The organism is Gelidibacter gilvus, assembly GCF_004115975.1.
GTDB lineage: Bacteria > Bacteroidota > Bacteroidia > Flavobacteriales > Flavobacteriaceae > Gelidibacter > Gelidibacter gilvus.
The window spans coordinates 36649-53044 of sequence record NZ_SDDZ01000017.1 but is presented as its reverse complement, the minus strand read 5'-3'; the positions used below and the strand labels follow the sequence as shown (position 1 = coordinate 53044).

The 16396-nt window shown below is 36.7% G+C and carries 19 protein-coding genes; 9 read left to right on the top strand and 10 right to left on the bottom strand.

Going from position 1 to position 16396, the window contains the following annotated elements; genetic code table 11:
- Positions 1 to 11 precede the first annotated feature (11 nt).
- Complete coding sequence (locus ESZ48_RS17640; protein WP_129018826.1) at positions 12 to 749, top strand: MlaE family ABC transporter permease; 738 nt, start codon at positions 12 to 14, stop codon at positions 747 to 749.
- A complete protein-coding gene (locus ESZ48_RS17635; protein ID WP_129018825.1) occupies positions 749 to 1516 on the top strand; it encodes an ABC transporter ATP-binding protein in 768 nt (255 codons plus the stop codon). Before ESZ48_RS17640 ends, ESZ48_RS17635 begins: the two co-directional genes overlap by 1 nt.
- 235 nt (positions 1517 to 1751) lie before the next feature.
- Here ESZ48_RS17635 and ESZ48_RS17630 read toward each other — a convergent pair whose 3' ends face one another.
- The 3 genes from ESZ48_RS17630 to ESZ48_RS17620 all read right to left on the bottom strand — a co-directional run bounded on the left by ESZ48_RS17630 (position 1752) and on the right by ESZ48_RS17620 (position 5059).
- On the bottom strand, positions 1752 to 3230 hold the full coding sequence (locus ESZ48_RS17630; protein WP_129018824.1) for a DUF389 domain-containing protein: 1479 nt from the start codon (positions 3228 to 3230) through the stop codon (positions 1752 to 1754).
- Entirely contained in the window at positions 3223 to 4302 is a 1080-nt protein-coding gene (locus ESZ48_RS17625) for a mannose-1-phosphate guanylyltransferase (protein WP_129018823.1), read from the bottom strand. The genes ESZ48_RS17630 and ESZ48_RS17625 overlap by 8 nt, the downstream gene beginning before the upstream one ends.
- A 142-nt stretch (positions 4303 to 4444) precedes the next feature.
- Positions 4445 to 5059: a SprT-like domain-containing protein gene (locus tag ESZ48_RS17620; protein WP_129018822.1), complete on the bottom strand. Its 615-nt coding sequence runs from the start codon at positions 5057 to 5059 to the stop codon at positions 4445 to 4447.
- Between the two features lie 199 nt (positions 5060 to 5258).
- On the opposite strand from ESZ48_RS17620, the gene ESZ48_RS17615 reads away from it, so the two are divergent.
- Together ESZ48_RS17615 and ESZ48_RS17610 are read left to right on the top strand one after the other, a co-directional pair.
- Positions 5259 to 6167, top strand: coding sequence for a DnaJ C-terminal domain-containing protein (locus ESZ48_RS17615; RefSeq protein ID WP_129018821.1), 909 nt, complete (start codon positions 5259 to 5261; stop codon positions 6165 to 6167).
- Positions 6164 to 6457 (top strand): chaperone modulator CbpM, encoded by a 294-nt coding sequence (locus tag ESZ48_RS17610; RefSeq protein WP_129018820.1) that lies wholly within the window; start codon positions 6164 to 6166, stop codon positions 6455 to 6457. The genes ESZ48_RS17615 and ESZ48_RS17610 overlap by 4 nt, the downstream gene beginning before the upstream one ends.
- 232 nt (positions 6458 to 6689) lie before the next feature.
- Here the strand turns inward: ESZ48_RS17610 and ESZ48_RS17605 are convergent, their stop codons facing one another.
- Together ESZ48_RS17605 and parS are read right to left on the bottom strand one after the other, a co-directional pair.
- On the bottom strand, positions 6690 to 7148 hold the full coding sequence (locus tag ESZ48_RS17605) for an RES family NAD+ phosphorylase (RefSeq protein ID WP_129018819.1): 459 nt from the start codon (positions 7146 to 7148) through the stop codon (positions 6690 to 6692).
- Positions 7148 to 7663, bottom strand: a complete 516-nt coding sequence (gene parS, locus ESZ48_RS17600) for a type II RES/Xre toxin-antitoxin system antitoxin (protein ID WP_129018818.1) — start codon at positions 7661 to 7663, stop codon at positions 7148 to 7150. Before parS ends, ESZ48_RS17605 begins: the two co-directional genes overlap by 1 nt.
- A 303-nt stretch (positions 7664 to 7966) precedes the next feature.
- Here parS and ESZ48_RS17595 point away from each other — a divergent pair, with 303 nt between their 5' ends.
- From ESZ48_RS17595 to ESZ48_RS17585, 3 genes are all read left to right on the top strand, one after another.
- Positions 7967 to 8554 (top strand): YceI family protein, encoded by a 588-nt coding sequence (locus ESZ48_RS17595; protein ID WP_129018817.1) that lies wholly within the window; start codon positions 7967 to 7969, stop codon positions 8552 to 8554.
- Positions 8555 to 8580: 26 nt separating this feature from the next.
- On the top strand, positions 8581 to 9849 hold the full coding sequence (locus tag ESZ48_RS17590) for a hypothetical protein (RefSeq protein WP_129018816.1): 1269 nt from the start codon (positions 8581 to 8583) through the stop codon (positions 9847 to 9849).
- 108 nt (positions 9850 to 9957) lie between these two features.
- Entirely contained in the window at positions 9958 to 10542 is a 585-nt protein-coding gene (locus ESZ48_RS17585; protein WP_129018815.1) for a YceI family protein, read from the top strand.
- 144 nt (positions 10543 to 10686) lie between these two features.
- Here the strand turns inward: ESZ48_RS17585 and ESZ48_RS17580 are convergent, their stop codons facing one another.
- A complete protein-coding gene (locus ESZ48_RS17580; RefSeq protein ID WP_129018814.1) occupies positions 10687 to 11067 on the bottom strand; it encodes a hypothetical protein in 381 nt (126 codons plus the stop codon).
- A 114-nt stretch (positions 11068 to 11181) separates the two neighbouring features.
- On the opposite strand from ESZ48_RS17580, the gene ESZ48_RS17575 reads away from it, so the two are divergent.
- Together ESZ48_RS17575 and ESZ48_RS17570 are read left to right on the top strand one after the other, a co-directional pair.
- Positions 11182 to 11853 carry an RNA polymerase sigma factor gene (locus ESZ48_RS17575; RefSeq protein WP_129018813.1) on the top strand — a complete coding sequence of 224 codons (672 nt, stop codon included), beginning with the start codon at positions 11182 to 11184 and terminating at the stop codon, positions 11851 to 11853.
- A gap of 120 nt (positions 11854 to 11973) precedes the next feature.
- Entirely contained in the window at positions 11974 to 12183 is a 210-nt protein-coding gene (locus tag ESZ48_RS17570) for a hypervirulence associated TUDOR domain-containing protein (RefSeq protein WP_129018812.1), read from the top strand.
- Positions 12184 to 12252: 69 nt separating this feature from the next.
- On the opposite strand, the gene ESZ48_RS17565 is transcribed toward ESZ48_RS17570, so the two are convergent.
- The 4 genes from ESZ48_RS17565 to ESZ48_RS17550 form a co-directional block, all read right to left on the bottom strand.
- Positions 12253 to 12891, bottom strand: a complete 639-nt coding sequence (locus ESZ48_RS17565; protein WP_129018811.1) for an HAD family hydrolase — start codon at positions 12889 to 12891, stop codon at positions 12253 to 12255.
- Positions 12892 to 12893: 2 nt separating this feature from the next.
- A complete protein-coding gene (locus ESZ48_RS17560; protein ID WP_129018810.1) occupies positions 12894 to 13577 on the bottom strand; it encodes an SDR family NAD(P)-dependent oxidoreductase in 684 nt (227 codons plus the stop codon).
- The gene (locus tag ESZ48_RS17555) at positions 13570 to 14568 is read right to left on the bottom strand and encodes a M28 family metallopeptidase (RefSeq protein WP_129018809.1); all 999 of its coding nucleotides are present in this window, start codon (positions 14566 to 14568) and stop codon (positions 13570 to 13572) included. Before ESZ48_RS17555 ends, ESZ48_RS17560 begins: the two co-directional genes overlap by 8 nt.
- A gap of 151 nt (positions 14569 to 14719) precedes the next feature.
- Positions 14720 to 16393 (bottom strand): pyruvate dehydrogenase complex dihydrolipoamide acetyltransferase, encoded by a 1674-nt coding sequence (locus ESZ48_RS17550; protein ID WP_129018808.1) that lies wholly within the window; start codon positions 16391 to 16393, stop codon positions 14720 to 14722.
- Positions 16394 to 16396 lie beyond the last annotated feature (3 nt).

Below are 16396 nucleotides of genomic sequence, written 5' to 3'. Positions count from 1 at the left end.
CAAAATATCATATGAGCTACCTACATAATATTGGTCAATATTTTTTGATGATAAAAGAAATGTTCCGCAAACCTACCAAATGGTCGGTTATGCGGCATTTAATTTTTAAGGATATTGATGATTTAATCATTAATTCTCTCGGGATTGTCGCTTTTATCGCATTTTTTGTTGGAGGTGTTGTAACCATCCAAACGGCGTTGAACATGACCAGTCCACTCATTCCAAAAACCTTGGTAGGATTTGCCACTCGACAGTCGGTCATTTTAGAGTTTGCACCAACCTTCATTTCCATTATTATGGCAGGAAAGGTTGGGTCTTTTATCACCTCAAGTATCGGAACCATGCGCGTTACCGAGCAAATTGATGCCTTAGAAGTGATGGGAATCAATGCCATAAACTACTTGGTGTTTCCTAAATTTGTTGCACTGATGTTATATCCGTTTTTAATTTCTATTGCTATGTTTTTAGGAATTCTTGGGGGATTGGCCGCTTCTGTTATTGGAGGATTTGTTTCTTTAGATGATTATATCGCGGGTATCCAAATGGACTTTATTCCGTTTCATATGACCTATGCATTTATTAAGACTTTCGTTTTTGCTTTTTTATTGGCAACTATTCCATCCTATTATGGCTACTATATGAAAGGTGGCGCTTTGGAAGTTGGTAAAGCAAGTACCACCTCTTTCGTCTGGACGAGTGTGGCAATTATTCTACTCAACTATATATTAACCCAAATGATGTTAAGCTAATGATTGAAGTCAACAATATCCATAAATCTTTTGGTGATTCCGAAATTCTAAAAGGCATCAGTACCAAGTTTGAAAAAGGAAAAACCAACCTGGTCATTGGACAAAGTGGCTCCGGAAAGACCGTTTTTCTTAAAACATTATTAGGTTTATTCACTCCTGATCAAGGCTCCATTATTTATGATGGCACAGATTATTCAGATTTAACTCCCGACGAAAAAAGTGACCTAAGATCAAAAATGGGGATGGTATTTCAAGGAAGTGCACTTTTTGACTCCATGACCATTGCCGAGAACGTCAAATTCCCGTTGCGAATGTTTACAAAACAAAGCAAAAGTGAAATGAATGATCGGGTAGATCTCGTCCTGAAAAGAGTCAACCTTGATGATGCTCACAATAAACTACCAAGTGAAGCTTCTGGCGGAATGCAAAAGCGTGTAGCTATTGCCAGAGCTATTGTCAATCAACCTAGATATTTATTTTGTGATGAACCCAATTCCGGATTGGACCCTAGAACGGCCACGGTTATCGATAACTTGATTCAAGAAATTACGCACGAATACGATATTACCACAATTATCAACACCCACGACATGAATTCCGTTATGGAAATTGGCGAAAAAATCATCTTTTTAAAAGACGGCCTTAAAGAATGGGAAGGGTCAAATAAAAACATATTTAAGACTGATAACGAAGCCGTTACGGATTTTGTTTATTCCTCAGATTTATTCAAACGGGTACAAAAGATGTATTTGGATGAAGATCAGTAGGTTTCAGTAGGCAGTCTTCAGTTAGCAGTGCTCAGTAGGCAGCCTTCAGTTGGAAGTGCTCAGCAATATGGTTCAGATAGAATTCCATCCTAAACCCTAAACTCTGAACCCAGTCATCCGCTTTAAGTCATCCGTCACCCGTCATCCGTCACTCTCAAACGCAAAACTCATAACTCTGAACTCATAACTGTTTCTTCATCTGTCTTCCAACCTCAATCAACAACCATCGTAAATCTTATTGACGTCTCACAACCAAAGTATCCAATTTGTATTTTTGTTTGAGCCAACGTTTCAACTTTTCCTGCTCTTTATCAATAACAGCGTCTTTTACCTTATCATTCCATTTTACAGTAAATTCTGCAATGGTGTCCAACTTTTCAAAATTGGATGATATCACACTCGAATATGATAATCGTTCAATATCCTCATAGTTAATTTTAACCTCTTTGGTCAATTCTACAAAAGGAATTTGTAGGGCTTCGTATTTTCCCAATCTTCTCACCCGGTCCTCAAGAAACGTAATCTTTTCTGCTTGAGATAATAAATCTAAAGAATCACGGAAACGCAATTGCGACATGTATCTAATGTTATCTAAATTTTTAGAACGATTTTGATTAATGATCAGTCTTGTATTTGCAAGAGCAGGATAATCATTCAATCGACCTCTAAGAACGGAGATAGTATTCTCAGGAATTTGATCCAATCCAAAAGTATTCAATTCCAAAGTAGACGGTTCTCCTTTTGTAGTAGAATAAGTAGCTATCGCATTTGCTTTCATAAAATCAGGATGTGGCAGTTGATCAAGCTCCTTATTAATAAATGCTTGGGCGCCATTCTCAAATTTGCTCTGCCCCCAGACGTCAATAAACGTAAATATTGCCGGAATCATTACAATCACGGCAACCGCCGTTGCAATTCTGGAGATCCGTTTTCTCTTTGCTGAATTGGCATATTTAAGCATTGGAAAACCCAAGATTTTTACCACGATAAACGTTGCCAAGGCTATAAAAATAGTATTGATAGTGAACAAGTACATGGCTCCTGAAAAGTATTCCATGTTACCTTTTGCCAAGCCATACCCTGCTGTACACAAAGGCGGCATCAATGCAGTGGCAATGGCCACACCAAAGATTACTGAAGCGATGGTACCTTTTTTGGTTCGGGCAATAATCAAGGCCAAACCACCAAAAAAGGCAATCAGTACGTCACGAATATCTGGTTTTACACGCCCTAACAATTCAGATGTATCTTCACTTAGCGGGAAGAATTTAAAGAATAGAAAGGCCGTTGCCAAACTCAATACAATCATAATGACCAAATTGATCAAAGATCGTTTTAAGGTATCAATATCATTAATGGCAATAGAAAGACCAACCCCTAAAATCGGGCCCATTAATGGAGAAATTAACATGGCACCAATCACTACCGCCGCAGAGTTGGCATTCAATCCAATAGACGCCACAAAAATTGAACAGATGAGAATCCAAGCCGTCGCACCTTTAAACGGGATGTCGCCTTGAATGGCTGCCACAGTCGCATCTCTATCGGTATCTTCACGGAAATCCAACAGATCACTAAAGAATGTTTTAATACTTTCCCACAGGCCTTTGGCTTCTTTCTTTACAGCCTCTTTTGACGCTTCTACAGCCTTATCTTGCCGACTCGCTGTTTCTTCTTCAGAAAAATTGAATTTGTTTTCTTGTTCGTTATCCATAATTTTCTCCAAACTTATCTTTGACCTTTTGCAGAGTCTGCTTGATGTCTTGTTCTTTTGACTTCGGAAATATAAGCAAAACTTCGTCTTTGTCTACAATAATATAATCTTTGAGGCCGTCCACAACCACGATTTTATTGTCTTTCGTCATGATCATATTTCCCGAGGCGTCCTCAGTCAATGTTCGTGCATTGACCACTGCGTTATGGTCTTGGTCTTTCTCAAGTTTATCGTATAAACTTCCCCAGGTTCCCAAGTCGTTCCAATCAAATTCGGCGGGCAGAACATAGACATTTTTGGAGGCCTCCATAATGGCATAATCGACTGAAATGTTTTCTGATTTTCCATAGTTTTCTGCTATAAAAAGATCTTCATCATCTGTATTATAAATCGCGATTCCTTTTTCAAACAGCTCAAACAATTGAGGTTGATGAAACTGAAATGCCTTCACAACACTTTTGACACTCCACATAAAAATCCCAGCATTCCATAAAAAATTCCCTTGCTTGATAAAGGATTTTGCGGTTTCGTAATCGGGTTTTTCCCTAAACTGCTGAACAGGTTTTATGGCTTCATTTGAAGATTGGTCATATTCAATATACCCAAAACCGGTATTTGGGAAGGTGGGCTGAATGCCAAGGGTCATTAGTGCGTCATTGGTTTCACAAAAATCAAAAGCTTGTTGTACGTTTTGGGCGAATTTAGCTTCGTCCTCAATCCAATGATCACTAGGTGCCACAATCATTACAGCATCTGGGTTTTCTTTTTGAATCTTTAATGAGGCATATAAAATACATGGTGCCGTATTGCGCATGGCAGGCTCCAGCAACACTTGTCTTTTGGTAATTGTAGGTAATTGCTGAAACACCAAATCTTCATAAATAGCATTGGTCAGAATGAAAATATTCTCTTTGGGAATCAACTGTGCAAGTCGGTTAAAGGTTTTTTGAATGAGCGTATCGCCAGTTCCCAACATATCATGGAATTGCTTTGGAAAACCTTGGGTGCTCACTGGCCAAAATCGTGATCCTACTCCTCCTGCCATCAATATGGCGTAGTAATTACTATTCATTATTTATATTTTTTATTATTTACTCCTGTGATTGTAGTCCCAAAAACACGGGATTGTAAACGCATATTTGAAACTCTACTTAAACTAAAGCGATTCTCGAGATGAAAAAAAAATTGAAATTTCCTCCAAAATTACATTTAAATCATAAGATTCCTGCCTTCGCAGGAATAAGTTCCACCTCAGCATTCGGATTGAAAAGATACAACTTTCCTGATGCAACTTCTACACCTTCATGACGTGTACGTCTTTTAACGCCTTTTCTAAAAACACGGCCATTATAAAGTCTAAATTCACTTCCCAATGGCACTTCAAAAATATAAGTTTTATCGTTTGGTGGATCAAATTGTTTTAAGGCCAATGCCAATTTTACGTCGGTATCACTACTCGCCTTAGGATTCTTAAAATGTTTTGCCAGAAGCGGCAATAATTCATTAGGAAATATGCTTGGATTCAGAAAGGGCAACATCAATTTCTGAAAGGTATGTTTCCATTCTTTTCCATGTGGTTTTATATATCTCCCATAGCTTTTATAAGCTTCAAAATGAGCAATCTCATGAATTAATGTCACCAAAAACCGATAGTGGTTCAAATTTGAATTGATGGTAATTTGGTGCTTGTTATTTGGTAATTTTCGATAATCTCCATGACGAGTTTTGCGTTCGTTCTTGATTTTAACGACTAAATTATCATGATTTAAAAGTTCTATCACATCAGGAATTGCCTGATGCGGAATGTATTCTTGAAGTGTATTGTGCATAGACGCAAAAATAAGAGATTTGATGAGATTGTTTAAAGATTTTCGTAAATTTAGGAAACAAAATATTATGACTTAGCCGATGTTAATAGGAGTTTAGGTCTTATATTACAATAAACGAACTAACCGAAAAGTTGGAACAAAAAAACCATTCAAATTAAATAGTGCAAAACTCAAATCTCTTAAAATAGAATAGCAACACATGGCATTTATAGACTATTACAAAGTATTGGGCCTTAATAAATCTGCCACAACCGCAGAGATCAAAAAAGCATATCGCAAATTGGCACGAAAACATCATCCAGACGTCAATCCGAATGATAAAACTGCCGAACATAAATTCAAGGAAATCAATGAAGCCAATGAAGTATTGAGCGATCCTGAAAAGCGAAAAAAATATGATAAGTATGGAAAAGATTGGCAACATGGCGAAGCTTATGATCAAGCGCAACGCCAACAACAATCTCAAAGACAATATCAGCAACAAGGAGCAGGTGGTTTTGGTGGCGGCAATTTCTCAGAAGGTGATTTCTCCGATTTTTTTGAATCGATGTTTGGAGGTGGAGGTGCCTCAAGAGGTCGCGGCAGATCAGCAGGATTTAGAGGACAAGATTTTAATGCAGAATTACAATTAGATCTTAGAGATGTATTTGTAACCCATAAAAGAGTCCTGACCGTTAATGGTAAAAATATAAGATTGACCATTCCTGCGGGGGTTGAAAACGGTCAGGTCATCAAGATTACAGGCAAAGGTGGACCCGGCGCCAATGGAGGTCCACACGGCGATTTGTTGATTCAATTCAATATTAGCAACAGTACAAAATTTAAACGCGATGGATCAGATTTATTTGTCAACGAAACTATTGACCTGTATACGGCTATTTTAGGAGGTGAAATTACAGTGGATACGTTTGACGGCAAAGTGAAGTTAAATATAAAACCTGAAACCCAAAACGGCACTAAAGTGAAGTTGACAGGAAAAGGTTTCCCAGTTTATAAGAAGGAAGGGCATTTTGGTGATCTTTATATTACCTACGACATTCAAATGCCAACGAAACTTTCTGATAAAGAGATAGAACTGTTCAATGAACTTAAAAATTTAAAATCATGAGTACAGAAACTTACATCCCAATAGAAACCTTATGCACCTATTATAAAGTGGAAACTTCATTTTTTCAAGGTTTGAACGACTATGGATTAATTGAAATAACAACCATTGAAAAGTCGCCTTTCATACATCATAAACAGATCAAAAACCTGGAATCGATAGTTCGTTTACATCAAGATTTACATATCAACTTTGAAGGCATTGACACGGTATTGAATCTTTTGGAAAAAATTCATGATCTACAGAGTGAATTGGTAGCTGCAAAAAACAGATTGCGGGTTTTTGAGGATTAGATTCTATTGGAACGCAGACCTGCCCGTTCTTTAAGGCGGGTGACGCGGATGGAGAAGATTTATGCTGTTTTTTCCTGAGTATCCAAAAAAACCCGAATCCTGTTTATCGTTTTTTCTGGTAATATATGTGTGGGCAAGCTCTCATCCTTCAAATTAAACACAAAACTGAAAACCTGCGAATTTCCGAAGAATTATGTAAGCGCAGAGAGTCACTTATAACCATTCACATCAATTATTTAAATATTCTTTTGTCCAATGGAAAATGCGCTATATCTAATATTTTTATTTTTTTGAAATCTTTATGATATGGATTTATCAAATAGTTATAATCTCCTTGCACTACGGCAGAAGGAACTTTTAAAACACAAACATCAATAGAGGCAATAAATTCATCTCCAATTTTCTGAGTGCTAATATTTGGTGGATGCGTATTCCAATTATCTGGAAGTTCTTCTAATTCCAATTCTTTTATTTGAATATCATCAGGTATATCTATTTCAATCATTACATAATCACTTGGTAAAGTAGCAATAGTTAAATGCACTGCTACTTCTGCCATGGCTAACGCTCTGCTTTCTGCCGTATAAGTAACTTCTGTTCCTTTTGAGTTCCATCTATTGCCTGATTTAGAAGCTCCTTTTCCATTAAGTTCTTTAGAGTATTTTTTCTTTGATAACCTAAAAACTCTCATTATGCAAAAATACCTTGGTCAATACGGTTCAATTCATCCATTACTAGCTCTTTGCCATAAGAGTCATTTAAAAGTTCAGCAGGTTTCAAGTTACCCAAAGCAAATGATGGGGTATTAAGCCATAAATAAAATTGTTTTGTAGAATCAAACACCACTTTACCAAAATTCGTGACTTCTGCCAATTCTATTATTTTCTCCGTATGTATAGGTTTAAACAGATAATTGGGATCATTGCTATATCTCTGTAAAGTTTTTTTAGATAAGTTCAAGTATGCTGCCCAATCATCTTCTGAAAAAGGGGTAATATCCCTTATTTTACGAAATAACTTATAAGGCAATCCATACTTTATTGCATGAATTATCAGCATTTTATTTTCGAAGAAATCAGAATAAGTAAACTCTTCCGTTTTAATCTTCATTCCTAAAGACTTATCTACTTTTCGGACGTAAACCCTAATCTCCTCATTTACAGCGGTCAAATCCACAGTATTCTCTTTATGTTTTTCCGTAATCATGATTTAGACATTTACTCCTAAAAATAAGACATTTGTCCATGAAAACAAAGTGATGAGGCTTTTTTAAGTTTTAATCCGTCTGTATTTCTTAATTTCAACTGCTGTTTATATCGAATAAAAATCAGTTTCTTTCCTAACCACTAGCAAACCAGAGCTCTCCGATTCTCTTCTTTCCATTCCATCTCTTCTGACATTTCTTCAATTTGGAGACAAGAATTTCGTAAAATTCCAGTCATGATATTTATCATAATCTAAGGATAATATATTCCTCAACTTTGCATCATAATACTAAAACATACTATTATGATTACTACTAAAAACATCACCAAAACTCTTTTGAGCCTCTTGTTTGTGTTCATTTTATCAACGCCACAAGTTTTTTCACAAACTTATAACTTGAACAATCAAGCTTCAAAACTTACTGTATCTGGTACTTCAAGTTTACATGATTGGGATATTGATGCCGAACAGCAAAAAGGTCAAATTGTGCTGAATACTTCAAATGAGTTGAAGATTGAAAAACTGACTCTCGATGTGACTTCAGAAAGCCTTAAAAGCGGAAAAGGTGGAATGGACAAAAACACCTACAAAGCATTAAATACAGGCAAACATAAATCTATCACCTTTCAGCTTACTGAAGTGAAAGACATTAAGTCATCAGGAAATGACAATTATAAAACCGAAGTCGTTGGAAACTTAACCATTGCTGGTGTCACCAAAAAGATGACCCTAAATTTAGATATGGCAGTATCTTCCAGCAAGGTGACCTTAAATGGTAAAAAAGCCTTTAAAATGACCGATTTTGGCATCACTCCTCCTAAAGCTCTTTTGGGTACTATTACCACTGGAGATGAAATAACGATCACATTCAGTACCGTTCTAAATAAATAAAAAGAAATAAAATTAAACTTACACTAATGAAAAAATTAATCAGAAATTCAGGAATTGCATTATTACTTCTTGTAGGAGTGAATATGAATGCACAAAAAAACAACAGAAGTATTGATAATTATAGAGAGCCAGACAAAGGAGGCATTAATGTTTTTGAGGCTCCTAAAGACACCATCTCTACTTTTGAAAATGTTAAAGTAAGAATTGGAGGGTCATCTACGCTTCAGTTTCAAGCGGTTGACCATGAAAACTCTGGAGCCATCGAGCTGATTAAAATCGGTTCTAACTTCAACTTAGCAACAGCAAACCTTGATTTGGATGTTTTCCTTTATGACGGTATTAGAATGCACTTACGCACTTATTTATCTTCACGTCACCATCCGGAACCTTATGTAAAAGGAGGTTATTTCCAAATTGATAAACTTGAGTTTATAAAGCCAGGTTTTATGGAAGATATTATGAAATATGCTACTATTAAAGTTGGACATATGGAAAACAACTACGGTGATGCACATTTCAGAAGAAGTGATAATGCCCAGGCAATGTACAATCCATTCGTAGGAAACTTGATCATGGACGCATTTACTACAGAAGTTGGTGCTGAAGTATACTACCAAAGAGATGGATTCCTTGGAATGGTAGGTTTCACAAACGGAAAATTGAATCAATCTGTTGACAAACCTGATACTGGCGGAGCTTCATTTTTAGCTAAGCTAGGTTATGACAAGCAACTTGACGATGATTTACGTTTGAGATTGACAGGATCTATTTACAACACAGGTAAAGTTGCTAACTCATACCTTTACAGTGCAGATAGAGCAGGTTCTAGATATTATTTAGTTCTTGAGCCTACAACTGCTACAACTGCAGGCAACTTTAGATCTGGACGTTATGATCCAAGATTGAGCAATCAAATTACTGCTATCATGATCAACCCTTTCATCAAGTATCAAGGCTTGGAGTTCTTTGGAACATTTGAAACATCCAAAGGTAAAGGTTCTGCTGAGCTAGAAAAAAGAGTTGCAAAACAGTATGCTGGTGAGTTGATTTACAGATTTGGTAACACAGAAAACTTTTATGTAGGTGGTCGTTATAACAAAGTTGACTCTGAGGATATTAGTGGAAGTGATGTAGATATTTCAAGATTCCAACTTGCTGCAGGTTGGTTTATGACCAGAAACATTCTTCTTAAAGCGGAATACGTGAATCAGAAATATGATGGTTTCAACCCTGGAAGCATCTTTAATGAAGGTAAATTTAACGGACTAATGGCTGAGGCTGTAATTAGTTTCTAACTAACAAATTAGTGTTTATAGTAGCTAACCTCATTTATTTAGTCGTCCACTAAATGAATGGGGTTAGTTTTTTTTTAAATATATTGTAGCCGCATAATAAATAGAACCATGAAAAGATTTCTCTTTATTTTACCGTTTCTAATTTTGGTTTCTTTTTCCAAAATAAATACTGTAAAAAACAGTAAAACCATACGCATTACTCCCAAAAGTGAATTACAGATCAATGGCACTAGTAATGTTAAGGATTTTACTTGCGCATACGAAATACAGAACCTAAATAAACCTATTCAGATCCATTATGAAAAAGAACACGATATTATCAAATTTGAAAAGTCGGTGCTCATTTTAGAGAACAATGGATTTGATTGCGGAGGAAAGGGAATTAACAAAGATTTTCACGGGTTATTACAATCAGACATCTACCCTAGAATTTCTCTGACCTTAAAACAAATTAATTTGAAATCGCACAAAAAAAATATGGCGGATGCTTTAATTGATATTGAAATCGCTGGTTTGACACGATCTTATCACATGGAAACAACATATCAGAATTTAGAAAATTGGTTGATTTCCGGAAAACTTAAATTGAACATTAAAGACTTCAAATTGGAAGCACCTAAAAAAATGTTTGGTTTGGTCGTAGTTTCAGATGAAATTGAAATTAGTTTCAAACTGGTCGTTGAAGAGAGTTAAATACTCCTCTTTCAGAAATAATCCAAACAGATGGAAACGAGACATTTTACCTCTAACCAATCATTTCCTTTATATTTTCTCCCCATACATTAATACGCCAATCCACCAAAGTAAGATTGTAGCTATCGGATAGAACCAGGAATTTTAAACTCTAGCTTTGATCGTATTTTCTGACAATTTAGCCAATGAAAATGCACCTATCGCCATTACAATATCTCTAACGGCTACATCTAAATAGATCCCGCTAAATATTAAACTCAAGGCAATCAGCACCAACCATATTGAAACGAGATAAGCGCCAAACTTGGTTCTTGTGAGGACTAAAAAACCCGCTACAATTTCAATAACACCAATAATCATCATAAAAACTGAAGGCTCAAAAGGAAGGATTTCTACCATCCCATCCCCTAGGTACTGCGTCCAATTGGTCAAGATATTAGTGAATTTATCTAATCCTGCCACAATTGGTACAAGACCAAAAGTGTATTTCAAAATGTTTCTTACTAACTGTACATTTGAATCCATGATTTAATGTTTTTTAAAGTTTGTTACCATCTTTTGATGGAAAATCATAAAAAAGGATACAAAATTTTGTAACTTTTTATCGTTTTATCTATCTAAAACAAAAATCATGTCAAGATGGAAGCCATAAATATTAACAATTTTAACCGACAAAAATTAGAAGAACCAGAAATTATCAGACGAATTCTTTCTGGAGAAAAAGAACTCTATGAGATTTTAGTAAGACGAAACAACCAAAAACTGTATCGCATTATAAGAAGCTATCTCAATGATGAAGCCGAAATCGAGGACATCATGCAAAACAGTTATATCAAAGGATTTACCAAGCTCTATCAATTCAAACTGGAGGCATCATTTTCAACATGGCTCATTCGCATTGCCATTAACGAAGCATTGGCGAGATTAAAAGAAAAAGGAAAGTTATTTCACATTAATCAGCATGCTGAGCATGTTAAGCAAGATAGCCTTTTAGAAATACCAGATCACAAGCAATTGAATCCGCAGGAAAAAATGATACAAAAGGAAGCAAGACAAGTGTTGGAAAACGCGATAGACCACCTAGACGCCAAGTATAAAATTGTTTATATGATGAAGGAGGTTGAAGGCATGAGTTCAAATGAAATCGCGGTAGCCTTAGATTTATCACTGTCCAATGTTAAAGTGCGTTTGCACCGTTCAAAAGAAATGCTAAAAGATAAACTTTTTGAACTCTCTCATGATAACAATATTTATGAATTCGGTTTTAGCAGATGTGATAGGATTACGGAAAATGTAATGAAAAACATATAGAAAAGAAATAAGACTGCTTTTAGAAAAGACTTTTTCGCTGTTAGAATCAAGACTTAGGTCGTGAAAAACCGTGACTACTTATAAAAACACATATTTAAAAATCGCTAATTCACAAGGATTATGACAAATTTTAAAGTTGGAGATCATGTCAAATGGAATTCCGAGGCTGGACATGTCTCAGGAAAAATCATAAAAGTGCACCATTCCGATTTTGATTATAAGGGCTACACGCATCATGCCAGCAAAGATGAGCCACAGTATGAAATTAAAAGTGACAAAACCGATCATATTGCGGCGCATAAGGGCTCAGCACTAACCAAGATCAAATAGGTTTGAGAAACGCTCTGGATTGAAAAAACACACTTGGGAATAGGCTCTATTTCCCACAAGGAGAATATTTTACTTCATCAACTTTAAGAGTTGTGACATCTCATTAAAAGTTAATGTGGCGTTTCCTTCGAGTTCGTTATTATAATCATGTGCTGTAAACCCAAAGACATCAAAACCTCCATTTAAAGCTGCATTTACCCCACTCATACTGTCTTCAATGACCAAGCATTCACTGGGATGAAAACCCATAGTTTCTGCAGCCCAGAGAAAAACAGCGGGATCTGGCTTCCATTTTCTTATGGTAAAGCAACTGAAAATATTGCCTTCAAAATGAGGCAATAACCCTGTTAACTCTAAATTAAGCCGAATCTTATTTTCTGGTCCGCTTGAGGCCACGCAGAATGGCATGTCCAGGCTTTCAATAACCTCAGTGACACCCTCTACCGGTTGAATATTTTTTCTAAAGGATTCAAAACTACGTTCCCTGAAATTTGGCATAAAATCATCTGGTAATCTTTGTGTGGCCAACTCCGCAACTTGGGCATAACAGTTCTGCATGGACGTGCCTTTAAAATTTCGCAAAGCATAATCCAAATCGATATTAGCGCCATATTCATTGGCCATTTCAACCAACACTTGATTAGCGATCGGCTCACTATCTACCAAAACACCGTCACAATCAAAAATAACACACTTATACTTAGACATAATTATGGGGTCGAATTGGAAACTTGAAGTAATTTTCCGTTATAAAATTTTTGCCCTTTTAATGAAAAATCAACAATATATTCCGCTATTTCTTCAGGTGTTATCGGGGCTTTATAACCTGGAAAAGCTTCTTCCAACATTTCAGTCTGAACCGCACCCAACGCCAATACATTGAAGGAAATACCAGAATCCTTATATTCTTCTGCAAGCAATTCCGTTAAGGTAATTACTGCAGCTTTACTAGAACTATAGGCGGCAAGTCCTGGAAATTTCATACTACCCTGAACACCTCCCATGGAACTCATGGTAACCACATGACTGTTCTTTGCCATATAGGGAATAAGGACTCTTGTCAACTCTGCCATCCCAAAAACATTGGTACGGTAGACTTCTTCAAAATCGCTGACCGTTGTCTTTTCAAAAGGCTTATTGAGCACGTGTCCGGCGTTGTTGATCAATGCGTCCACATGTTGCCAATGTTCAGTAATATAATCTTGCACTTTCAAATAAGCTTCAGCATCTCCCAAATCAAAACAAAAGGCCTTTACATTCTTCAATTTCAAGGCTTTTACAGGGCCATCATTTCTGGACAATGCCAAAACCTGATGTCCTTGTTTGGCGAATAATTTCACCAATTCATAGCCAATTCCTCTACTAGTTCCTGTGATAACGATATTTTTACTCATTCATTTTTATTTCTTGGGTTGTTGTATTGCTCATGGCTTCAAATGCTGGAATTAATTTATTCACCAAATCAGCCATAAATTCATAATCCATTAATTCCGCTTCATCTCCCACTTGATGGTAATGGTCAAAATTAGTAAAATCAAAAGTGGAAATGGCATGGGCAGGTTTATTGAAAACTTTAAAAAACGAATAATTATCCGAACGGTAAAAAAGTTGAAACTCCTTGGCTTTCGGCAATTCATCCAAAAGCTTATAATTCACATAATCATTCATCTTTGTAGCCATGTTTGACAGATCAAAGCCGGTAAAGTAAGCCTCATAATCCTTGTCGACCATGGGCACACCAATCATTTCAAAATTGATCATGGTGTAAAGATTAATGTTCTCCTCTTTTAAGCGTTCTGCTAAATGTTTTGACCCCATCAGGCCTATTTCTTCACCAGAGTAAAGCGTAAATAAAATGCTTCTTTTATTGTTTTTATTAGTAGCAAAATAACGCGCCATGGCCAAAACAGTTGCCACGCCTGATGCATCGTCATTGGCACCGTTGGCAATAGAATCGCCATCAACAGCATTCACAACTCCAATATGGTCATAGTGCGCACCTAGAATGATAAATTCCTTCTTCAATTCTGGATCGTTACCTTCTATATATCCCACAACATTGGTCGCATCCATTCCTTGCGCCTTATAATGATCCCGATAGGTTTCAAAATACGGGGCAACATGATATGATTTGAATTTGTCCTCGATATAAACGGCTGCTTTCTCAATGCCTTCTGAGCCTGTCGCACGGCCACGAAGCTCGTCTGACGCCAAATAAAATACGGTTTCTTTAAGTTCCGCACTGGTCACGAAATCTAAGGTCTTGCTTACTGAAGCATTTTCAGCTAAATCCATATCGTTTGTGCCATTTTCAGGAGATTCCTGAACTTTTGTTTTACACGAGGCAAAAATTAAAATAACACCAAGTAAATAAATCTTTTTCATAATAATCTATAGTTCGTCTCATATAGAAAAACCTGCTTCTTACAATGAAACAGGTTTTTTCTATTTATATTAATACATGTATATATGTCTCAACTGATCATGTCTTGAGTATAATTAAATACTCATTCACACAAGATTACAAAATTCGTACTTAAACTAACATCGAAATTGGATTTTCAACAAAGCCTTTTAAAGTTTGCAAAAACTCCGCTCCAGTAGCTCCATCAACCGTTCTATGATCACATGCCAAAGAAAGTTTCATGGTATGGCCTACAACAATCTGTCCGTCTCTAACAACTGGCTTTTCAAGAATGGCGCCCACAGATAATATCGCTGAATTAGGCTGATTGATAATGGACGTAAAACTTTCAATACCAAACATTCCTAAATTAGAAATGGTAAACGTACTCCCTTCCATTTCTTGAGGAGTCAATTTTTTTGTTCTAGAACGTCCTGCATAGTCTTTAACCTTCGCACCAATTTCCGACAAACTTAATGCATCTGCAAATCGAACCACTGGCACCACCAATCCGTCTTCAACTGCCACCGCGACGCCAATATGTACGTGATTGTTCAATCGGATCTTATCGTCAAACCATTGCGAGTTGACTTGTGGAAACTGTTTCAATGCTAAGGCACAAGCCTTAACTATCATATCATTGAACGATATTTTTGTATCTGGAATAGCATTAACCTGTGTTCTAAAAGCAATGGCCTTATCCATATCAAACTCCACGTTTAGATAATAATGAGGCGCAGTAAATTTAGATTCCGCCAAACGTTTCGCAATTATTTTACGCATTTGCGAGTTTGGTTTCTCAATAAAATCTTCTTGTCCGGAGGCGGCAACTTGTCCAACTGCGGCTGGCGCGGCGCTTACCTCTGGGGTATAATTTTCAATATCACGTTTGATAACGCGTCCATTTTCTCCAGAACCTTTTACGTGAGATAAGTTGATCCCTTTTTCTTCAGCCATTTTCCGGGCCAAAGGCGATACGAACACGCGACTACCATCTGAAGTTGATGAACTTGAAGTTGAAACTTCCTTTTTTTCTTCCTTAGCAGTTGCTTTAGAGGTTTCTTTTTTATCAGAATCGGCACTTTTCTTTTTAGGAGCGTCTTCTTTCTTAGCAGATCCTTTCGATTGGTGATTTTTAGCAATCGCAGCGGCATCAGTTCCTTCAGGACCAATAATTGCCAATAAAGAATCTACTTTTGCTGTTTCACCTTCATCTAATCCTATAAATAGTAAGGTACCCGATTGGAAAGATTCAAATTCCATCGTTGCCTTATCCGTTTCGATTTCCGCAAGGATATCTCCTTCTTCAACCTTATCACCTACTTTTTTAAGCCATGTTGCTACAGTACCTTCTTCCATCGTATCACTCAATCGCGGCATGGTCACAACTGTAACGCCTTCCGGTAATTCTCCAGAAGGATCTTTCTCTTCAGAAGTTTCTTCATCAGAATCACTTTCTGAATCATCCTCTTCTTTTTCTTTAGATTCTTTTTCAGACGATTTATCCTCTGACTTTTCTTCTTTTTTATCCGAAGAACCGCCATCAATCAAATCAGAAATATCTTCACCTTCTTCACCAATAATTGCCAATAACTCGTCCACCTTAGTGGTCTCTCCTTCTTGAATACCAATATAAAGTAATGTGCCTTCATGAAAAGATTCAAACTCCATCGTCGCCTTATCGGTTTCAATTTCAGCCAAAATATCGCCTTCCACTATCTTATCTCCTACTTTTTTTAACCACGTTGCCACGGTTCCTTCTTCCATGGTGTCACTCAAACGCGGCATATTTATTACTTCTGCCATAGC

Coding starts and splice junctions, on each gene's coding strand:
- ESZ48_RS17640 (WP_129018826.1), top strand. CDS start 12: ATGAGCTACCTACATAATATTGGTCAATATTTTTTGATGATAAAAGAA.
- ESZ48_RS17635 (WP_129018825.1), top strand. CDS start 749: ATGATTGAAGTCAACAATATCCATAAATCTTTTGGTGATTCCGAAATT.
- ESZ48_RS17630 (WP_129018824.1), bottom strand. CDS start 3,230: ATGGATAACGAACAAGAAAACAAATTCAATTTTTCTGAAGAAGAAACA.
- ESZ48_RS17625 (WP_129018823.1), bottom strand. CDS start 4,302: ATGAATAGTAATTACTACGCCATATTGATGGCAGGAGGAGTAGGATCA.
- ESZ48_RS17620 (WP_129018822.1), bottom strand. CDS start 5,059: ATGCACAATACACTTCAAGAATACATTCCGCATCAGGCAATTCCTGAT.
- ESZ48_RS17615 (WP_129018821.1), top strand. CDS start 5,259: ATGGCATTTATAGACTATTACAAAGTATTGGGCCTTAATAAATCTGCC.
- ESZ48_RS17610 (WP_129018820.1), top strand. CDS start 6,164: ATGAGTACAGAAACTTACATCCCAATAGAAACCTTATGCACCTATTAT.
- ESZ48_RS17605 (WP_129018819.1), bottom strand. CDS start 7,148: ATGAGAGTTTTTAGGTTATCAAAGAAAAAATACTCTAAAGAACTTAAT.
- parS (WP_129018818.1), bottom strand. CDS start 7,663: ATGATTACGGAAAAACATAAAGAGAATACTGTGGATTTGACCGCTGTA.
- ESZ48_RS17595 (WP_129018817.1), top strand. CDS start 7,967: ATGATTACTACTAAAAACATCACCAAAACTCTTTTGAGCCTCTTGTTT.
- ESZ48_RS17590 (WP_129018816.1), top strand. CDS start 8,581: ATGAAAAAATTAATCAGAAATTCAGGAATTGCATTATTACTTCTTGTA.
- ESZ48_RS17585 (WP_129018815.1), top strand. CDS start 9,958: ATGAAAAGATTTCTCTTTATTTTACCGTTTCTAATTTTGGTTTCTTTT.
- ESZ48_RS17580 (WP_129018814.1), bottom strand. CDS start 11,067: ATGGATTCAAATGTACAGTTAGTAAGAAACATTTTGAAATACACTTTT.
- ESZ48_RS17575 (WP_129018813.1), top strand. CDS start 11,182: ATGGAAGCCATAAATATTAACAATTTTAACCGACAAAAATTAGAAGAA.
- ESZ48_RS17570 (WP_129018812.1), top strand. CDS start 11,974: ATGACAAATTTTAAAGTTGGAGATCATGTCAAATGGAATTCCGAGGCT.
- ESZ48_RS17565 (WP_129018811.1), bottom strand. CDS start 12,891: ATGTCTAAGTATAAGTGTGTTATTTTTGATTGTGACGGTGTTTTGGTA.
- ESZ48_RS17560 (WP_129018810.1), bottom strand. CDS start 13,577: ATGAGTAAAAATATCGTTATCACAGGAACTAGTAGAGGAATTGGCTAT.
- ESZ48_RS17555 (WP_129018809.1), bottom strand. CDS start 14,568: ATGAAAAAGATTTATTTACTTGGTGTTATTTTAATTTTTGCCTCGTGT.
- ESZ48_RS17550 (WP_129018808.1), bottom strand. CDS start 16,393: ATGGCAGAAGTAATAAATATGCCGCGTTTGAGTGACACCATGGAAGAA.